Here is a 14,008-nt window from a genome sequence, read left to right on the forward strand (position 1 = left end):
GTTGACGGCGCAAGTGAATTGCGCCTACGCCTACGCGGCGGCAAGCCATGCCGACGCATGGCTTGCAGAGCATTTTCAAAAGCAAAATGCTCTAATTCAAACCTGAATAATTTCTTATAAATGAAATGAGGCTACAGGGAAATCCTTTCCCTGGCGAGAGAGAGCCTGAGAGGGGTACGCCCTATCAAAGAAGGGTCCTGGCGGGAAAGGGTCCGGGAGAGGAGCGAGCCGCATTGGCAGGCGCCGCCTCTCCCGGCTCTTGAGCAACGGCTTCAGCGCAGCACGCGCAGCAGATAGGACTTGAGGTAGTCGGTCTCGGGCATGGCCGGGTGCACCGGATGGTCCGGCCCCTGGTGGCCCTGCTCCACGATTTGCGCCCGCACGCCGGCCTTTGACGCGGCTCGGCCCAGGACCGAGCGCAACTCGTCGCGCGAAAGGTGCTGCGAGCAGGAGGCGCTGAGCAGCCAGCCGCCGTCGCGCACCAGGCGCATGGCCAGCCTGTTGATGTTCATATAAGCCTGCATGCCCTGCGGGTGGTCCTTCTTGCGCTTGATGAAGGCCGGCGGGTCCACGCTCACGGCGTCGAAGCGCTCGCCTGCGTCGTGCAGACGGGCCAATACGTCGAAAGCGTCGCCCCGTTCGGTGCGCACCTTATCCGCCACGCCGTTCAGCTCCGCATTGCGCGCGGCATACTTCAGAGCCGTTTCCGACGAGTCCAGGCATATGGCCTCGGACGCGCCCCGCACGGCCGCAAGCACGCCCAGGCCTCCAACATAGCTGAACACGTCCAGCACCCTGCCGCCGGTAGCCAGTCCGGCCAGGCGCTGCCGATTAGGCCGCATGTCGTAGAACCAACCCGTCTTCTGCCCGCCGGCCAGGGGCGTGACGAACTTGGCTCCGGACTCCGCAAGCTCCGCCTCGTCGGGCACATCGCCTTCCAGGGCCTCCACGGACAGCGGCAGGCCTTCCAGCTCCCGCGCAGTCGAGTCGTTCTTGAAGACGATCCGCGCGTTGCGCACCGTGGCGCGCAGGGCCTCGGCCAGGGCCTTGCGCCGCGAGTCCATGCCCGCGGTGGTCAGCTGCGCCACGAGCAGGTCGCCGTAGCGATCGATGACCAGGCCGGGCAGATAATCGCCCTCGCCGAAGGCCAACCTGTAGTGCGGCGTGTCGAACAGCTTCTCGCGCAGCTCAAGGGCCTGGCCCAGGCGTTTGGCCAGCAGCTCGGCATCCAGGCGGTCACCCGAGGAGCGGCTGTAGACTCGGCCGAAAATGAGCGGCGTGGGGTTCACGTAAGCCATGGCCACGAAGCCGCCGGCCGAATCCACCACGCGCGTTTCTTCGCCGGGCGAGAACGACTTGATGGGGCTGCGCGCAGTGTCCACTTCGTTGGAGAAGATCCACAGGTGTCCGGCCCGGATGCGCCGGTCTTCGTTCTTTTTGAGATAAAGCGTATTCATGGTGGCGTGCCTCCGGTGGCAGGGGAAGGGGGCAACGGAACATGGTCGGAAGGGCCATTGAGACCACAACCGCTACCTCCAATCAGTCAGGAAATAGACTTTGTAGAGCATATCTACCCTGAGATCATCAGCCAACAAATAAGCACATCAGCACGTCATCCAGGTATTCGTTTGGGCCGAGTTTGACTTCCTTGTGACCATATCCTTCTTGCTGAAATCCAAATTTCTTGCACAGTCCAATGGAGGGATGATTATTTGCAAGAACGCGCAAGCTCAGCTTTTCAATCTCTGGATTTGATTTCGCCCATTTGATGATTTCGCCTAATAGGGCTGAACCAACGCCTTGACTGCGCCAATCCTTTGCGACAGCCGTTCCGAGCATTCCCGCATGACAGGTCCGCTTTCTCTTGCCGACATGAAAATCCATGACGCCAACAATGTTCCCTTCAGCTTCAGCAACAAGCAGGAGTTCGTTCGGATTCTCCCGTAGTCCTTTAATCCATTCGCGTTCTTGCTCTTCGGTCAGATTGAATTCACCGGGCACCCAGATCTGTCCTTCACCATCCTCGATGCATTGAGTGGCCAAGGTAATCAGTGCAGAGGCGTCGCCTTCCACCCCGTGTCGTATAATGAAATTCACTCCGCTTTTCGCTACAATTTGGACCGGTTCGAATTGTCCCATCTTCAGCTCTCCTGCTTTCTTCAGTGAGACGTCACCTCAAATCCTTTAGACCAGATGTTACGCTCGTAGCTGTCGTTAGAGATTCAATAGGATTTGCCGCCATCATTGGGCTTTGGTTGTTCCTTAAGAAAACCTTCAGCGTTTTCTGAATCGCGAAACAAGAATACCGACCGCAGAAGTCAGTCGCGGAAGTGATGTCTTTAGAGCATTTTGTTTTTCAAAATGCTCTGCAAGCCATGCGTCGGCATGGCTTGCCGCTAGCTTCTGCGTAGGCGCAATTCACTTGCGCCGTAAACGCCATCGGGGCCGGGTCCATACATGCTCTAATGTCGAGCTGAATAGGGTTCAAGCCCATAGCTTAAAGGCACCCCCTAGAGATGAACCGTCCTTGTAAGCTATTCCTTGTAGAACCTCGGAAACTGACTTCACTCATTCCTAGAGTTCAGAAACACACAAGCTTCCGCCGCTTCTCATCCCACGGATTCAGCCTGATGAATTTCAGGCCATCATGCGGGCGATAGGTTTCAAATCTCCTTGGGGACGCCGAGCTTTACCGCCCCAGAGCGCCGCACATGTGCATATTCGTGTGCAGCTTGCCTTGCTTTTCAGCCCTCCGTGATGGCCGCTCCGGAGGCTTTGATTATGGTTATGCCCTTGTTGGCCGAGTTTACTCTGTTCAGACAATCGGGACTACCCCTCATTTGGTTATGTCGGCCACCGTCATTTGCAGGGTCAGGAAATCCACGGCCACATACCGGGGAGCGAAAACGGGCTCCCTGTCCACCAGGCCGACGCCTGCCAGCAGAAAGGCCAGCACCTCGTTGGCCAGCAGCACGTTGGATGCCAGGCCGCCGATGGCCGTGCTCGCTTGAATCCCGTTGGCCATGCCCTGTTTCATCCGCGCCAGTACGGTCTGGCTGAAATGTTTCCGCAGGATTGAGGGTATCAGTGTGTCCGTGTCGTCCTTTTGGGCGAGCCGCCAGAACTCATTTCCAGTCATGCCGTTGGGCGCGTAGTTGACCATGAGCGCGCCGAAGCCGATAACTCCGCACGTGAAGGCGGGGATGCCGTACTTTGCCAGCAGGGCCGGGGTCATGTTCTTGACCTCCTGGCCTTTTTCCGCATCGATAACCCCCACATAAGCGTCGGCCCCGGAGAAGAAATGGTCAATATTGTCGGGCTGCAATCCCTCCGGGTGGGTATCAATGCATATGTCCGGGTTGATGGAACGCGCCAGATCCACGTAAACATCAAGCTTGGCGCGGCCCATGGTCGAGCCGAAGGCGGCGGCCTGCCGGTTCATGTCAGGCGGATCGAAAATCCCATTCTCGGCCAGCCGAAAACAGCCTACTCCGCAACGGACAAGCGCCAGAAACGCGCCGCCTCCCACTCCGCCGAGCCCGGCAAAGGCGATGGTCTTCTTCCCCAGAATTGACAGGCCTTCTTCGCCGAATATAGGACGGGACCTGTCTAAAAAGTCCTGCATAGTCACCTCTGCGTCGAAGTTGACCCGCTTCCGGGAAGGGTGAACGGCGTGGGATTTCAAACAGCCGCCATGCATTGCTCCTACGCCAGAGGCGACATGTAGTCGAGGGCCGAGTGCCGCCCGCGTGTGTTATAGAACCACTCGATGTACTCAAGCACTGTCCGTGTGACCTCGGACTTCGTTAGAGATGGACGTTACCAACGCAGCTCGCGCTAAAGATGATTGCACGTTCGAAAGGGTCCCACCGATGCATGATGTGGAGTTGCACCGCTTCCATGGGCAGATCACCTGTTGGTGAGGTGACGCTCACGATGCCGCAATCACGTCCGCCCTATTCAGCAGATTATCTCCATTACGACGGGGGCGCTAGAATGAGGCACCTGCTCTGGGACAGTCGGACAACGTCGAAACCAACCGCCTGACAGCCTTGAAACACACGTGCAGATCGGAATAAAATACGTTATGGAATGTTTATTCTTTGTTGAATAACAACATGGATTCAGGCCATGACGCCAGCTGCGCTATTGAAGCTCCCCCTTGTGCTCCTTCTTTTGCCATGGGGCATTCGCTGGCCGGACCAGCGCCATGCCAGGAGATGCGCAAGGCCACATTCCTTCCCCAATGGTCACCCCCAGGCGCAGTTCGCGGGCTATTATGTGGCGCATGTGAAGGGTTCCTATGCCCAACGGGGCATCGACCTGGACATACGGCGCGGAGGCCCGGACCGCTGCCCAGATTGAGCAGTTGCATCGCAACAGACTTCATAATCCCTTAGACACCATTCAGACACCAAAGGGCCCGACATGCCGCACAGCACTTCCCCTCACGCCGTCGCCCTGGTGGTGGACGGTTATTCGACCGGCCAGTTCTACCCTGTCGCGCTGAAGAAAAAGGGGCTCCGTCCCGTGCACGTCTCCTCCGGAGCGGAGAGGAATTCTCCGGGGCTCAGGGAATACGTCAATCACTACGCTGAAAAGTTGCGCAGCGATTATGAGGTCGTCATCAACGACTGGCAGGACCTGGGCGACCTAAAGCAGCGCCTGTCGGGCTTGAAGCCCATGTATGTCCTGGCCGGGTGCGAGACCGGCGTGGAAATGACCGACTTCCTGGCCGAAGAACTGGGCCTGCCTGGAAACGGCACGGCCACGAGTGCTGCCCGCCGGGACAAGTTGGCCATGCATCGGATTCTGGCGGCCCACGGCCTGCCGCACCTCGCCTCCCTGGCCACGGAGGACTGGGAGGAGGCCCTGGCCTTTGCCGCCGGACTCGGCTCCTGGCCGGTGGTGGTCAAGCCGCTCCGCGGCGCCGCAACCGAGGGCGTCCGTCTGTGCCGCTCCCCCGAGGAGCTGCGCGCGGCCTTCAATGCCCTGGTGGGGAGCACGACCATGTTCGGTGAGCGCAATGGCCGGGCCCTCATCCAGCAATGCGCCATCGGCCGCGAGTTCGCGGTGAACACCATATCCCTCGACGGCCGGCACGTCCTTTCGGATTTGTGGGAATACAGCAAGATCCCCTCGCCCGGCGGCGCGCCGCTCTACGACCGGACCATGCTCGTGCGCGACCTCGGCGAGGAGCACCATGGCGTCATCGATTACGCCTTCAAGGCCCTGGATGCCCTGGGCGTCCGCATCGGCCCGGCCCATACCGAGATCATGCTCACGGACAGGGGGCCAGTGCTCATCGAATGCGGAGCCCGGCCCATGGGCGGAGCCTTCCCGCAGTACCTGTTCATGGAGGCCCTGGGGCATACCCAGGTGCAGTGGTCCGTGGACTGCTATGCCGACGCCCAGGCCTTTGCCGCCCACGCAGCCGTACCTTACCGGCCGGTCCGCGCCCTGTGGATCAAATCGCTCATCTCCACCCGCGAGGGGGCCGTCCGGTCCATTCCCGGCATCGCCCTGGCGGCGCGTCTGCCTTCCGTGCGTGAGGGCAATTTCCTGGAGGTCCTGGCCTCTGGGCATCTGCCCCGCACGGTGGACTTTGTGACCAGCAGCGCCCACCTGTTCCTGTGCCATGCCGACGAGGCTGTTGTGGAGGCGGACTGGGCCACGTTGCGGGAAATGGAAATCGAGGCTCAGAACGAATTGTTCGAGCTGAGTCCCGACGCCGCCTTGGAGACCGATAACGACTGGTTCGCCCATGTGCCGGACGAGCAGTGGCTCAAGCCCGAGGAGGCCGCCCCTGGGGACGCGGACATCATCTGGCGGGCGCTTGGCCTGTCGCCCGGGGAGCGGGTCCTGGACTGCCCCTGCGGTGACGCCCGGGTGGGGATTCATCTTGCCAGGCGCGGGGCCGTGCTGACGGGCGTGGACATCAATCCCCGCTTCATCGAGCGCGCCCGGGAGCGCTTCGCGGAGTGTGGCCTTGACGGCGAGTTCCGGGTCGGGGACATGCGCGAGTTGGCCGAGCGGGAGGCCTTCGATGTCATAGTCAACTGGTTCGACAGCTTCGGTTATTTCGACATCGAAGACGATTTCGAGGTGCTGCGGCGCTTCGCCGGGGCGCTGCGGCCCGGGGGACGGATCTTGATCGAGTCTCCCAGCCGCATCGGCATCCTGCGCAACAACACATGCACATACAAGGATGACGGGCAGCCGGTCGGCACGATCTGCTGGGACGAGGTGACCGAGCGGCTCGTGACGCGTTTCCAGGTGTCCGGCCCCGCTGGGCAACGTGAAGTCAGATCCGGGATGCGCGTGTATTCCCTGGCCCAGTACAAACTGCTCCTGCGGTTGGCGGGCCTCGAACTGGCCCATGTCTACAACGAGGATCTGAAGGAGTTCAGCGAAACGTCGCGGCGCATGATCATGGTCGCGGTCAAGCCGGCCTGACGAGCTTGTGGAAGATCACACCAGCCGTATTATCTCTTTCCGCCTCTGGTAACCTATACGCCCTTCCGGCCCCAGGGCGTGTCTTGAAATGAGCCAGATGGGGATCTGGAGGCAGAGTCGAAAAGCAGCGAGGGGCTTTGTATACCAGCGTGTACGCCAACGAGAGAAGGGTTAGAGTCATGGTGACTCTAACCCTTCTCGTTAGTGCTTTTCCTGGTCGGGATGAGAGGATTTGAACCTCCGGCCCCTTGAACCCATTCAAGCTCCCATATCAAGCTGATAAAAAGCGATAATTGCAATTGACTTCACAATTGAAAAAAGGGGTTCCCTTTCCCTCGGACCCCCATCCCTTCCCCAAAACTGTATGGTTTTGTGGCCAGGGATTGTTAAGCGCATGAGGATGCGCCGTGATTCAGGGTTATGGGCGGCGCGGATTCGCGAATAAAAGCCATGCGCCACGTTTATCCGTACCAGGAAGCGCAGGCTCCTACCAGCAGCGGGACAGGCCGGCAAGACGGGTTGCGGGTAAGCCTGCCAAGCAGTAGGGAAGGCCACGAGGAGACAGCATGCTCGACAACCTGCGCGTGGTCCTGGTGCGGACCAAGTATCCCGAGAATATAGGCATGGCGGCCAGGGCCTGCGCCAACATGGGCTGCAGCGACCTGGTGCTGGTGGACCCGCTCAACCTGGACCTGGACAAAGCCCTGCCGCTTGCCACGGCGCACGCCAGGCACATCCTGGAGTCGGTGCGCGTGACGCACGGCCTGGCCGAGGCCCTGGCCGACGCCCACGTGGTCTTCGGCACCACGGCCCGCACCGGCGGCTGGCGCAAGAGCCTCGTCCCGCCCGTGGAAGCAGGCAGGATGGCCGCCGCGGAGCTGGCCAAGGGCAAGCGCATGGCCCTGGTCTTCGGGTCCGAGGACAAGGGCCTGGAGAACGAGGAGATCCAGATGTGCGGTCAACTCGTGACCATTCCCACGGCGCGGGAAATGTCCAGCCTGAACCTGGCCCAGGCCGTGCTCGTCCTGCTTTATGAGTGCTTCCGGCAGAGTCAGCCTGCCGGCCATGCGGCGTACGATCAGGTTGCCGAGCGCCACGCGACCCATGCCGAGCAGGAAGCGCTCATGGCCAATATCCAGGAGACGCTGAGCGCCATCGACTTTCTCAAACCCCAGAACCCGGACTATTGGCTGCTGCCCGTGCGGCGCTTCTTCGCCAAGCTGGACCTGCGACGCAGCGAGTTCAATATGCTCATGGGCATCTGCCGCCAGGTGCGCTGGATCGCGGGCAAGGCGGGGAAAAGCACACCCGATAAGAACAGACAGGGCGAGAGCTGAGGTCCGTTCGCGAGGCCAAGGAAGAGATAAGCCAAAGGCTCCACCCCTAACTGCGCGGGTCCAGGGGCGCGTCGCCCCTGGTGGGTAAGGGTCTGGGAGAGGGTTACGCCCTCTCCCAGTTCTTAAAGCAGATTGCTTTTAAGACGCCCGCTCCGGCGTTGACGGCGCAAGTGAATTGCGCCTACGCCTACGCGGCGGCAAGCCATGCCGACGCATGGCTTGCAGAGCATTTTCAAAAGCAAAATGCTCTAAAGGTCTTCATAAAAAGAGAAGTGGTGCTCGGCGCGCTCTTCGGCCGCCAGGGCGGGCACGCCCTGCAACTCCAGGAAGGACAGGGCGCCGGCCTTGAGCAGGGAACGCAGGGAGTGCAGGTATTCGATCCATGCGCCAGGTTCCGTGGCCTCCCCTGACAAGGCAGGTCGGTGCCCCAGGCGGAAAAGGTCGTCCAGCAGGAAGGCCCACAACCTGGGGCAGGTGTCCAGAAAGCGTTCCAGGGCGAGCCGCAGGTCGGCGGTGGCAGGCGCCGGCAGGCCGCGCTCGTCCGCGAAGGCGCACAGTTCCAGGAAGCCATGGCCAAGGAACAGCAAGTCCATATACACGAGCAGCGGCTGCCCTTTTTGCAGACTCTGCGTTATGCGACGCTGCGTCTCCCCCAGAACGGCCGCGCAAGCCGTTTCCACACCGCCCTGCTCGGCCAGTTCCAGGTAGCCGGGACCGTGCAGACTCCATAGCCGCTTGACCAGGGCGAAGCGCGAGAGCCGCCGCACCTGTTTCGCCGGCATGTGCGTGTCGTTCATCAACTTGAGCCCCGCCTCGCGTACCCGCTTGCAGAAAGCGCGGTCCTCGTGCGTGCGGCCGGCAAATCTTCCTAATCCCCCGACTTGCGTCCAGACCTCGCGGCGCATTAGCCAGAGCCCGCCCGTCAATAAATCAACCTCTCCCTGCCGGGGCTGGTGATTGTCGAACTCGGCCATGTATTCCGCCACGAGCCCTTTGCCGGCGCGATTTAGCACGGGCGAGCCCACGATGCCCACATCAGGCTCGCGGACGCTGGGCAGGCAGTGCTCCAGCCACTCCGGGTCGAGCCGGATGTCGCAATCCATGGACAGGATGATGTCGCCCTGGCACGCGGACAGGCCATAGGCCTTGGCCTTGGCCGGGCCGCTGTTGATGGGGATGCGCAAAACGCGCACGCGCTCGATGCGCGCGTCTGGGAAGGGCTTGGCCGAGCCGTCGTCCACGATGACTATCTCGTTGGGACGACGGGTCCAGGACGCCACCGAGCGCATGAGCTCCAGGGTCAGCTCGGCGTCGTTGTACGTGTACGTGCACAGGCACACGGTTTCAGGCATGGGGGCGTTGGTATCAGCAAACCGGGCGGTTGCCTAGGCTCCGCCTGCTCTGCTGGCGACCGGAAAAGCGGAAACGGCTGGTTGTCCTAGAATACCTCGGCCTCGAACCAGAGGATAGCCGTGCGCGAGTCCTTCCAGCATTCCGAACCCAGGCCGGCCTTGGCGCAGGTCTGGCGCAGGAAGGTTTCGCGGTCCCAGCCCCATTCCACGGGCACCTGCGGCAGGAGCAGGCCGGAACGCATGCCCTGGCGCATGAGCAGGCCGTGGCGGCCTACCTCCACCTGCGCCGGGTCCGGGCAAGGAGTGAGCGGACTAAGCACGGAAATTTCGATCTCGGCGTTTTCGAGTTCGTCTGCGGTCAGGGGCGGGAAGCGCGGGTCCTCGAAGGCTGCGCAGAGGGCCATTTCAGCCACGGTCTGGTAGAGCGGTTTATCGCCCACAATGTGCCCGACGCAGCCGCGCAAGCGTCCGCGAATCTTGAGGCACACGAAGAGGCCGAGCTTCTCGTGCAGTATGTCCGTGGGCGGTTCGGGCAAAGGCGTGTCGTCTTTGGTCAGACATCGCCCGATGGACTGCCGCACGAGATTCTTGAGATAGACTTTCTCCTCGTCCGTGAGCTGGAAACGGAATTCGGCCATGGTCGCCTCCTGTGGCAATCCGTCAGCGAATTGCGCTGGTTCCGGGGCGCGCCTTATCTGGACAGGCCCTAAAATCCTTCCTCCAGCGGAGGGAATACCATGTATTCGCCGGGCTCGCCAATGAAGGCCTTGGAACGTGCGGCCGGGGCAACGAAAACCTTGCGACCCTGGGCCGACAGCCGGCCCTCCGATAGCCATTGCAGGGCCTGGGGATAGATGCGGTGCTCCATGGTCAGGATGCGCGCGCCCAGCGTCTCGCCGTTGTCCGTGGGGAACGCCGGCACCGCGGCCTGGATGATGATGGGGCCGGAGTCCATGCCCTCGTCCACAAAGTGCACGCTGCAGCCCGCGATGCGCACGCCGTACTCGGCTGCGTCGCGCTGGCCGTGGGTGCCGGGAAAGCTGGGCAGCAGGGCCGGGTGGATGTTCAGCACCCGGCCTGGAAAGGTCTGCAGGAACATGGGCGTGACCATGCGCATGAATCCGGCCATGGCCACTGCGTCGGCGCCGTGGTCGCGGATGGCTGCGATCAGGGCGCGGTCGAAATCCTCGCGGTCCAGGTAGTTGCCGTGGGGCAGAACCACCGTGGGGATTCCTGCCTTGCGCGCGCGCTCCAGGCCGAAGGCCTCGGGCCTGTTGGAGACCACGAGCCTGATGTCCGCGTGCAGCGCGCCCGAGGCGACCCGGTCGATGATGCACTGCAGGTTGGAGCCGGACCCGGAGATGAGTACGGCCAGATTCAAGGGCATGCAGCGGCTCCTTGGCTACTTGGGTTGCGCGGCGTCTTCCAGGATGGCCTGCACCAGGGCCGGCATGGTGAACTCTTCCGGCTGGATGTGCGGGGTGAATCCATAACCCTGCAGGGTCTTGGCCGTGATCGGGCCGATGCAGGCCAGACGCAGATGGCCAAGGTGCTTCTTGATCTCCTCGGCCGGCACGAGCTTGAAGAAGTTGTCCACCGTGGAGGAGCTGGTGAAGGTCACATAGTCGATGCGCTCCTCGGCCAAGGCCTGCCGGACCTCCTCGGGGTCGCTGGCGGCCAGGCTGGTGCGGTACACGGGCAGCACGTCCACCTGCGCGCCGGCCTTGGACAGCTCCTCGGGCAGCACTTCGCGGGCCTTCTCGGCGCGCGGGATGAGCACCTTCTTACCCTTGATCTCAAGCTCCACCAAACCCTGCACCACGTGCTCGGCCACGTACTTCTCGGGCACGAAATCGGGCAGGATGCCGAAGCCGGTCAGCCGTTCGGCCGTGGCCGGACCGATGGCCGCGACTTCCAAGCCGCCCAGGGCCCTGGCGTCCAGGCCGATCTCGTGCAGGACCTTGAAGAAGAACTCCACGCCGTTGACCGAGGTGAACACGAGCCAGTCATACTCCTGCAGGCGCAGGATGGCGTCCTCCAACGGGCCGTAATCGTCCATGGGCTCGATGGAGATGGTCGGAAACTCATAGCAGCATGCGCCCAAGTTCTGCAGCGTGCCGAGCAGTTCGCTGGCCTGCTCGCGGGCGCGCGTGACCACCACGCCCTTGCCCAGTAGCGGCCTCTGCTCGAACCAGTCGAGTTTGGGCTTGAGCAGGCAAACCTTGCCCACGACCAGCAGGGAGGGCGGCTTGTAGCCGAGGTTCTTGGCCTCGTCGGTGATCTTGGCCAAGGTGGACACGAAGGAGCGCTGGCGGCAGGTCGTGCCCCAGTGCACCAGGGCCGCGGGCATGTCCGGGTCCATGCCGTGGTCCATGAGATTCTGGGTGATCGTGGGCAGATTCTTCACGCCCATGAAGAAGACCAGCGTGGAGGTTCCCTTGGCCAGGGCTTCCCAGCGGTGCGCGGTCTCTTCCTTGCCTTCGCCCTCGTGGCCGGTGATGAAGGACACGCTGGAGGCGTAGTCGCGGTGGGTCAGCGGGATGCCCGCGTAGGCCGTGGCCGCGATGGCGCTGGTCACGCCGGGCACGACCTCGAAGGCGATGCCTGCGGCGACCAGTTCCTCGACCTCTTCGGCGCCGCGGCCGAACATGTAAGGATCGCCGCCCTTGAGGCGCACGATGATCTCGTGACCTTCCCGGGCCTTCTGCACGAGCAGTGCGTTGATCTGATCCTGTGGCAGGGTATGGTCGCCACCCTTCTTGCCCACGTAGATCAGCTCGGCGTCCTCGCGACACCAGGTCAGCAGCTCCTTGGGGGCAAGCCAATCATACACGACCACATCGGCGGTCATGAGCAGCTCCGCGCCCTTTACCGTGAAAAGCCCGGGATCGCCCGGACCGGAACCAACGAGATAGACGATGCTCATCGATCGATCCTTCCTTATGGAGATTCACTGCCTGGCGGCAAGTTGCTTGTAACAGAAAGGCTCGTTGGGGAGTAGTGCGCGGTGTAATTTTTTGCAAGGCGGAAAGTGGCTTGCGGAGGACCGGCAACAACATCTACGAGCTGCGGAATGCATGACCGCTTTTGCGGCCATGGCTGATGGCGATTTATCCAAGCCAGCTAGCTTCACCAGGACGACAAAGGCCGACACGACTTGGCGCTGCCGCTTGTCGCCGCGTGAGCGTTTGTCCAGCTCCACCCACGAACCATGACCCGTTCATGGAGCAAGCGAGCGCCTGCGCTGCCGTGTCCCTATTTGAAATCTTTGCGAGCGAGCTCAAAAAAACGCTTGCAAAGCGCACAGGATTTGCCTAGAGATTCTCTCCGCGCCGAAGTGGTGGAATTGGTAGACACGCTAGGTTCAGGGTCTAGTGGTCGCAAGGCCGTAGGAGTTCGAGTCTCCTCTTCGGCACCATTAAAGATTTAGGGTTTCAGCTAACCGGCTGAAACCCTTTCTCTTTTTCGGCGTTTGTAGCCGCCGGCAAAGACCAAAAGCCATCATCCAGCCCCGCCCAACTACAAATTTGGGCAAAGTGCTAGGGCAAAACGCCAGCACTTGCCCTCAGACCAAGGGGCAATCATGGCTGGCATCGCACGCGGATCGACCCACCTCTTTCGGCAAGGCAACACCTACTACTTCCGCTACTCAGTTCCTGTAGACCTGCGGCCTGCGATTGGGCGCAGGGAACTGCGCTACATTATACCGCTCCCCTGGAAATTGAAGCCACGAATAAGACGTGCGAGGAAACAGCAGGAATGAAATCTCACATCGAGGCATCGCAGAGAACTTTCTCGGCTGAGGTTTGACTTGCGTAGGCGCGAGGGCTAGCAGATTCGTGACTACCCCATAGGACATCAGGCTAACTTGGCCCATGAGGATGGCAAAGGACGTAATTCCTGTTCAGTTTTTGTTCGTTATACCGGCCCTTCAGTGATCGCTGATTTTGAAGGTTACTGACTTGGCAAGCATATTGTAAGTGGCGCGCCAAACGTTTCAAACTCAGGCTTGACCGCTTTAGAGGGCACCTGTAATTGCTTCCTCGATTGTCGCTATTTTGATCCTGTTTTTGATCTGTTCTGCCATCTTCTACCCGAAGCGATCGAGCTTGCCCAAGATTCTCGTCACCGGCGGTGCCGGCTATATTGGCTCACACACCTCACTGGCGTTAACTCAGGCCGGCTATGAGGTGGTGGTCGCTGACAATCTTTCCACTGGAGTGCGCGAGGCGGTCCTACCTCCCGTCCGCCTCGTGGAAGGAGACCTGCGTGACGCTGGTTTTATGCGCGACCTCCTGCGCCGGGAACGCGTGGAGGAAGTCATCCACTTCGCGGCAAGCATCGTAGTACCCGAGTCCGTGGAGAAGCCGGAGACCCGGATGATCTGGTGGCTGACACCGCGCGCATGCGCGCTGAACTTGCCTGGACTCCAACCTATTGCGACCTCCACGGTATTGTTCGATCATCCCTGGAATGGGAGCGCAGATTGATGCAGCGATAGCCGACCTCGGCACTGCTGGGCTCTGTCGTTAGTTGTCCACTAATTGAGGAATTCAAGATCGGATGCTTATACCAGTCATTCTCTCCGGCGGCTCCGGGACGCGCCTGTGGCCGCTGTCGAGGACGCTCTACCCCAAGCAGTTCCTGCCCCTGGCCGGCAAGAGCACCATGTTCCAGCAGACCGTGGCTCGCGCCATGGCCGTGCCGGGCGCGACCGCTCCGGTCATCCTGTGCAACGAGGAACACCGCTTCCTGGTGGCCGAGCAGTTGCGCCAGATGGGTGTGACCCCTGCGGCCATCGTGCTTGAGCCGGTTGGCAGGAACACCGCGCCGGCGGCGGCGGTCGCGGCGCTGCACGCCGCC

12 protein-coding genes and 1 tRNA gene are annotated in these 14,008 nt (G+C 61.5%); 6 read left to right on the forward strand and 7 right to left on the reverse strand.

Annotated features, from left to right (window positions below; all coding sequences use genetic code 11):
* Positions 1-272 precede the first annotated feature (272 nt).
* The 3 genes from H585_RS0117460 to H585_RS0117470 form a co-directional block, all read right to left on the reverse strand.
* Entirely contained in the window at positions 273-1,457 is a 1,185-nt protein-coding gene (locus tag H585_RS0117460) for a class I SAM-dependent rRNA methyltransferase (RefSeq protein ID WP_027368771.1), read from the reverse strand.
* Positions 1,458-1,584: 127 nt separating this feature from the next.
* Entirely contained in the window at positions 1,585-2,139 is a 555-nt protein-coding gene (locus H585_RS0117465) for a GNAT family N-acetyltransferase (protein WP_051183194.1), read from the reverse strand.
* A 697-nt stretch (positions 2,140-2,836) separates the two neighbouring features.
* Positions 2,837-3,625 (reverse strand): ThiF family adenylyltransferase, encoded by a 789-nt coding sequence (locus H585_RS0117470; RefSeq protein ID WP_027368773.1) that lies wholly within the window; start codon positions 3,623-3,625, stop codon positions 2,837-2,839.
* An 803-nt stretch (positions 3,626-4,428) separates the two neighbouring features.
* On the opposite strand from H585_RS0117470, the gene H585_RS22250 reads away from it, so the two are divergent.
* Both H585_RS22250 and H585_RS0117485 read left to right on the forward strand, forming a co-directional pair.
* Positions 4,429-6,456, forward strand: a complete 2,028-nt coding sequence (locus H585_RS22250) for a methyltransferase domain-containing protein (protein ID WP_051183196.1) — start codon at positions 4,429-4,431, stop codon at positions 6,454-6,456.
* 566 nt (positions 6,457-7,022) lie between these two features.
* Positions 7,023-7,793 carry an RNA methyltransferase gene (locus H585_RS0117485; protein ID WP_027368774.1) on the forward strand — a complete coding sequence of 257 codons (771 nt, stop codon included), beginning with the start codon at positions 7,023-7,025 and terminating at the stop codon, positions 7,791-7,793.
* 248 nt (positions 7,794-8,041) lie between these two features.
* Here H585_RS0117485 and H585_RS0117490 read toward each other — a convergent pair whose 3' ends face one another.
* The 4 genes from H585_RS0117490 to cobA form a co-directional block, all read right to left on the reverse strand.
* Complete coding sequence (locus tag H585_RS0117490; RefSeq protein ID WP_027368775.1) at positions 8,042-9,145, reverse strand: glycosyltransferase family 2 protein; 1,104 nt, start codon at positions 9,143-9,145, stop codon at positions 8,042-8,044.
* Positions 9,146-9,231: 86 nt separating this feature from the next.
* Positions 9,232-9,783 (reverse strand): AmmeMemoRadiSam system protein A, encoded by a 552-nt coding sequence (gene amrA, locus H585_RS0117495; RefSeq protein ID WP_027368776.1) that lies wholly within the window; start codon positions 9,781-9,783, stop codon positions 9,232-9,234.
* Between the two features lie 68 nt (positions 9,784-9,851).
* Entirely contained in the window at positions 9,852-10,532 is a 681-nt protein-coding gene (gene purN / locus H585_RS0117500; protein WP_014259173.1) for a phosphoribosylglycinamide formyltransferase, read from the reverse strand.
* Positions 10,533-10,547: 15 nt separating this feature from the next.
* Entirely contained in the window at positions 10,548-12,071 is a 1,524-nt protein-coding gene (gene cobA, locus H585_RS0117505; RefSeq protein ID WP_027368777.1) for a uroporphyrinogen-III C-methyltransferase, read from the reverse strand.
* A gap of 405 nt (positions 12,072-12,476) precedes the next feature.
* On the opposite strand from cobA, the gene H585_RS0117510 reads away from it, so the two are divergent.
* From H585_RS0117510 to H585_RS0117520, 4 genes are all read left to right on the forward strand, one after another.
* A tRNA-Leu gene (locus H585_RS0117510) sits at positions 12,477-12,563 on the forward strand.
* A gap of 165 nt (positions 12,564-12,728) precedes the next feature.
* Positions 12,729-12,908, forward strand: a complete 180-nt coding sequence (locus H585_RS23975) for a DUF6538 domain-containing protein (RefSeq protein WP_420805603.1) — start codon at positions 12,729-12,731, stop codon at positions 12,906-12,908.
* 346 nt (positions 12,909-13,254) lie between these two features.
* Positions 13,255-13,635, forward strand: a complete 381-nt coding sequence (locus H585_RS0117515; RefSeq protein ID WP_081678710.1) for an NAD-dependent epimerase/dehydratase family protein — start codon at positions 13,255-13,257, stop codon at positions 13,633-13,635.
* A gap of 73 nt (positions 13,636-13,708) precedes the next feature.
* The coding region (locus H585_RS0117520; protein ID WP_027368779.1) for a sugar phosphate nucleotidyltransferase at positions 13,709-14,008 on the forward strand (300 nt) is incomplete at its 3' end.

This window comes from Desulfocurvibacter africanus subsp. africanus DSM 2603 (assembly GCF_000422545.1).
Lineage (GTDB): Bacteria > Desulfobacterota > Desulfovibrionia > Desulfovibrionales > Desulfovibrionaceae > Desulfocurvibacter > Desulfocurvibacter africanus.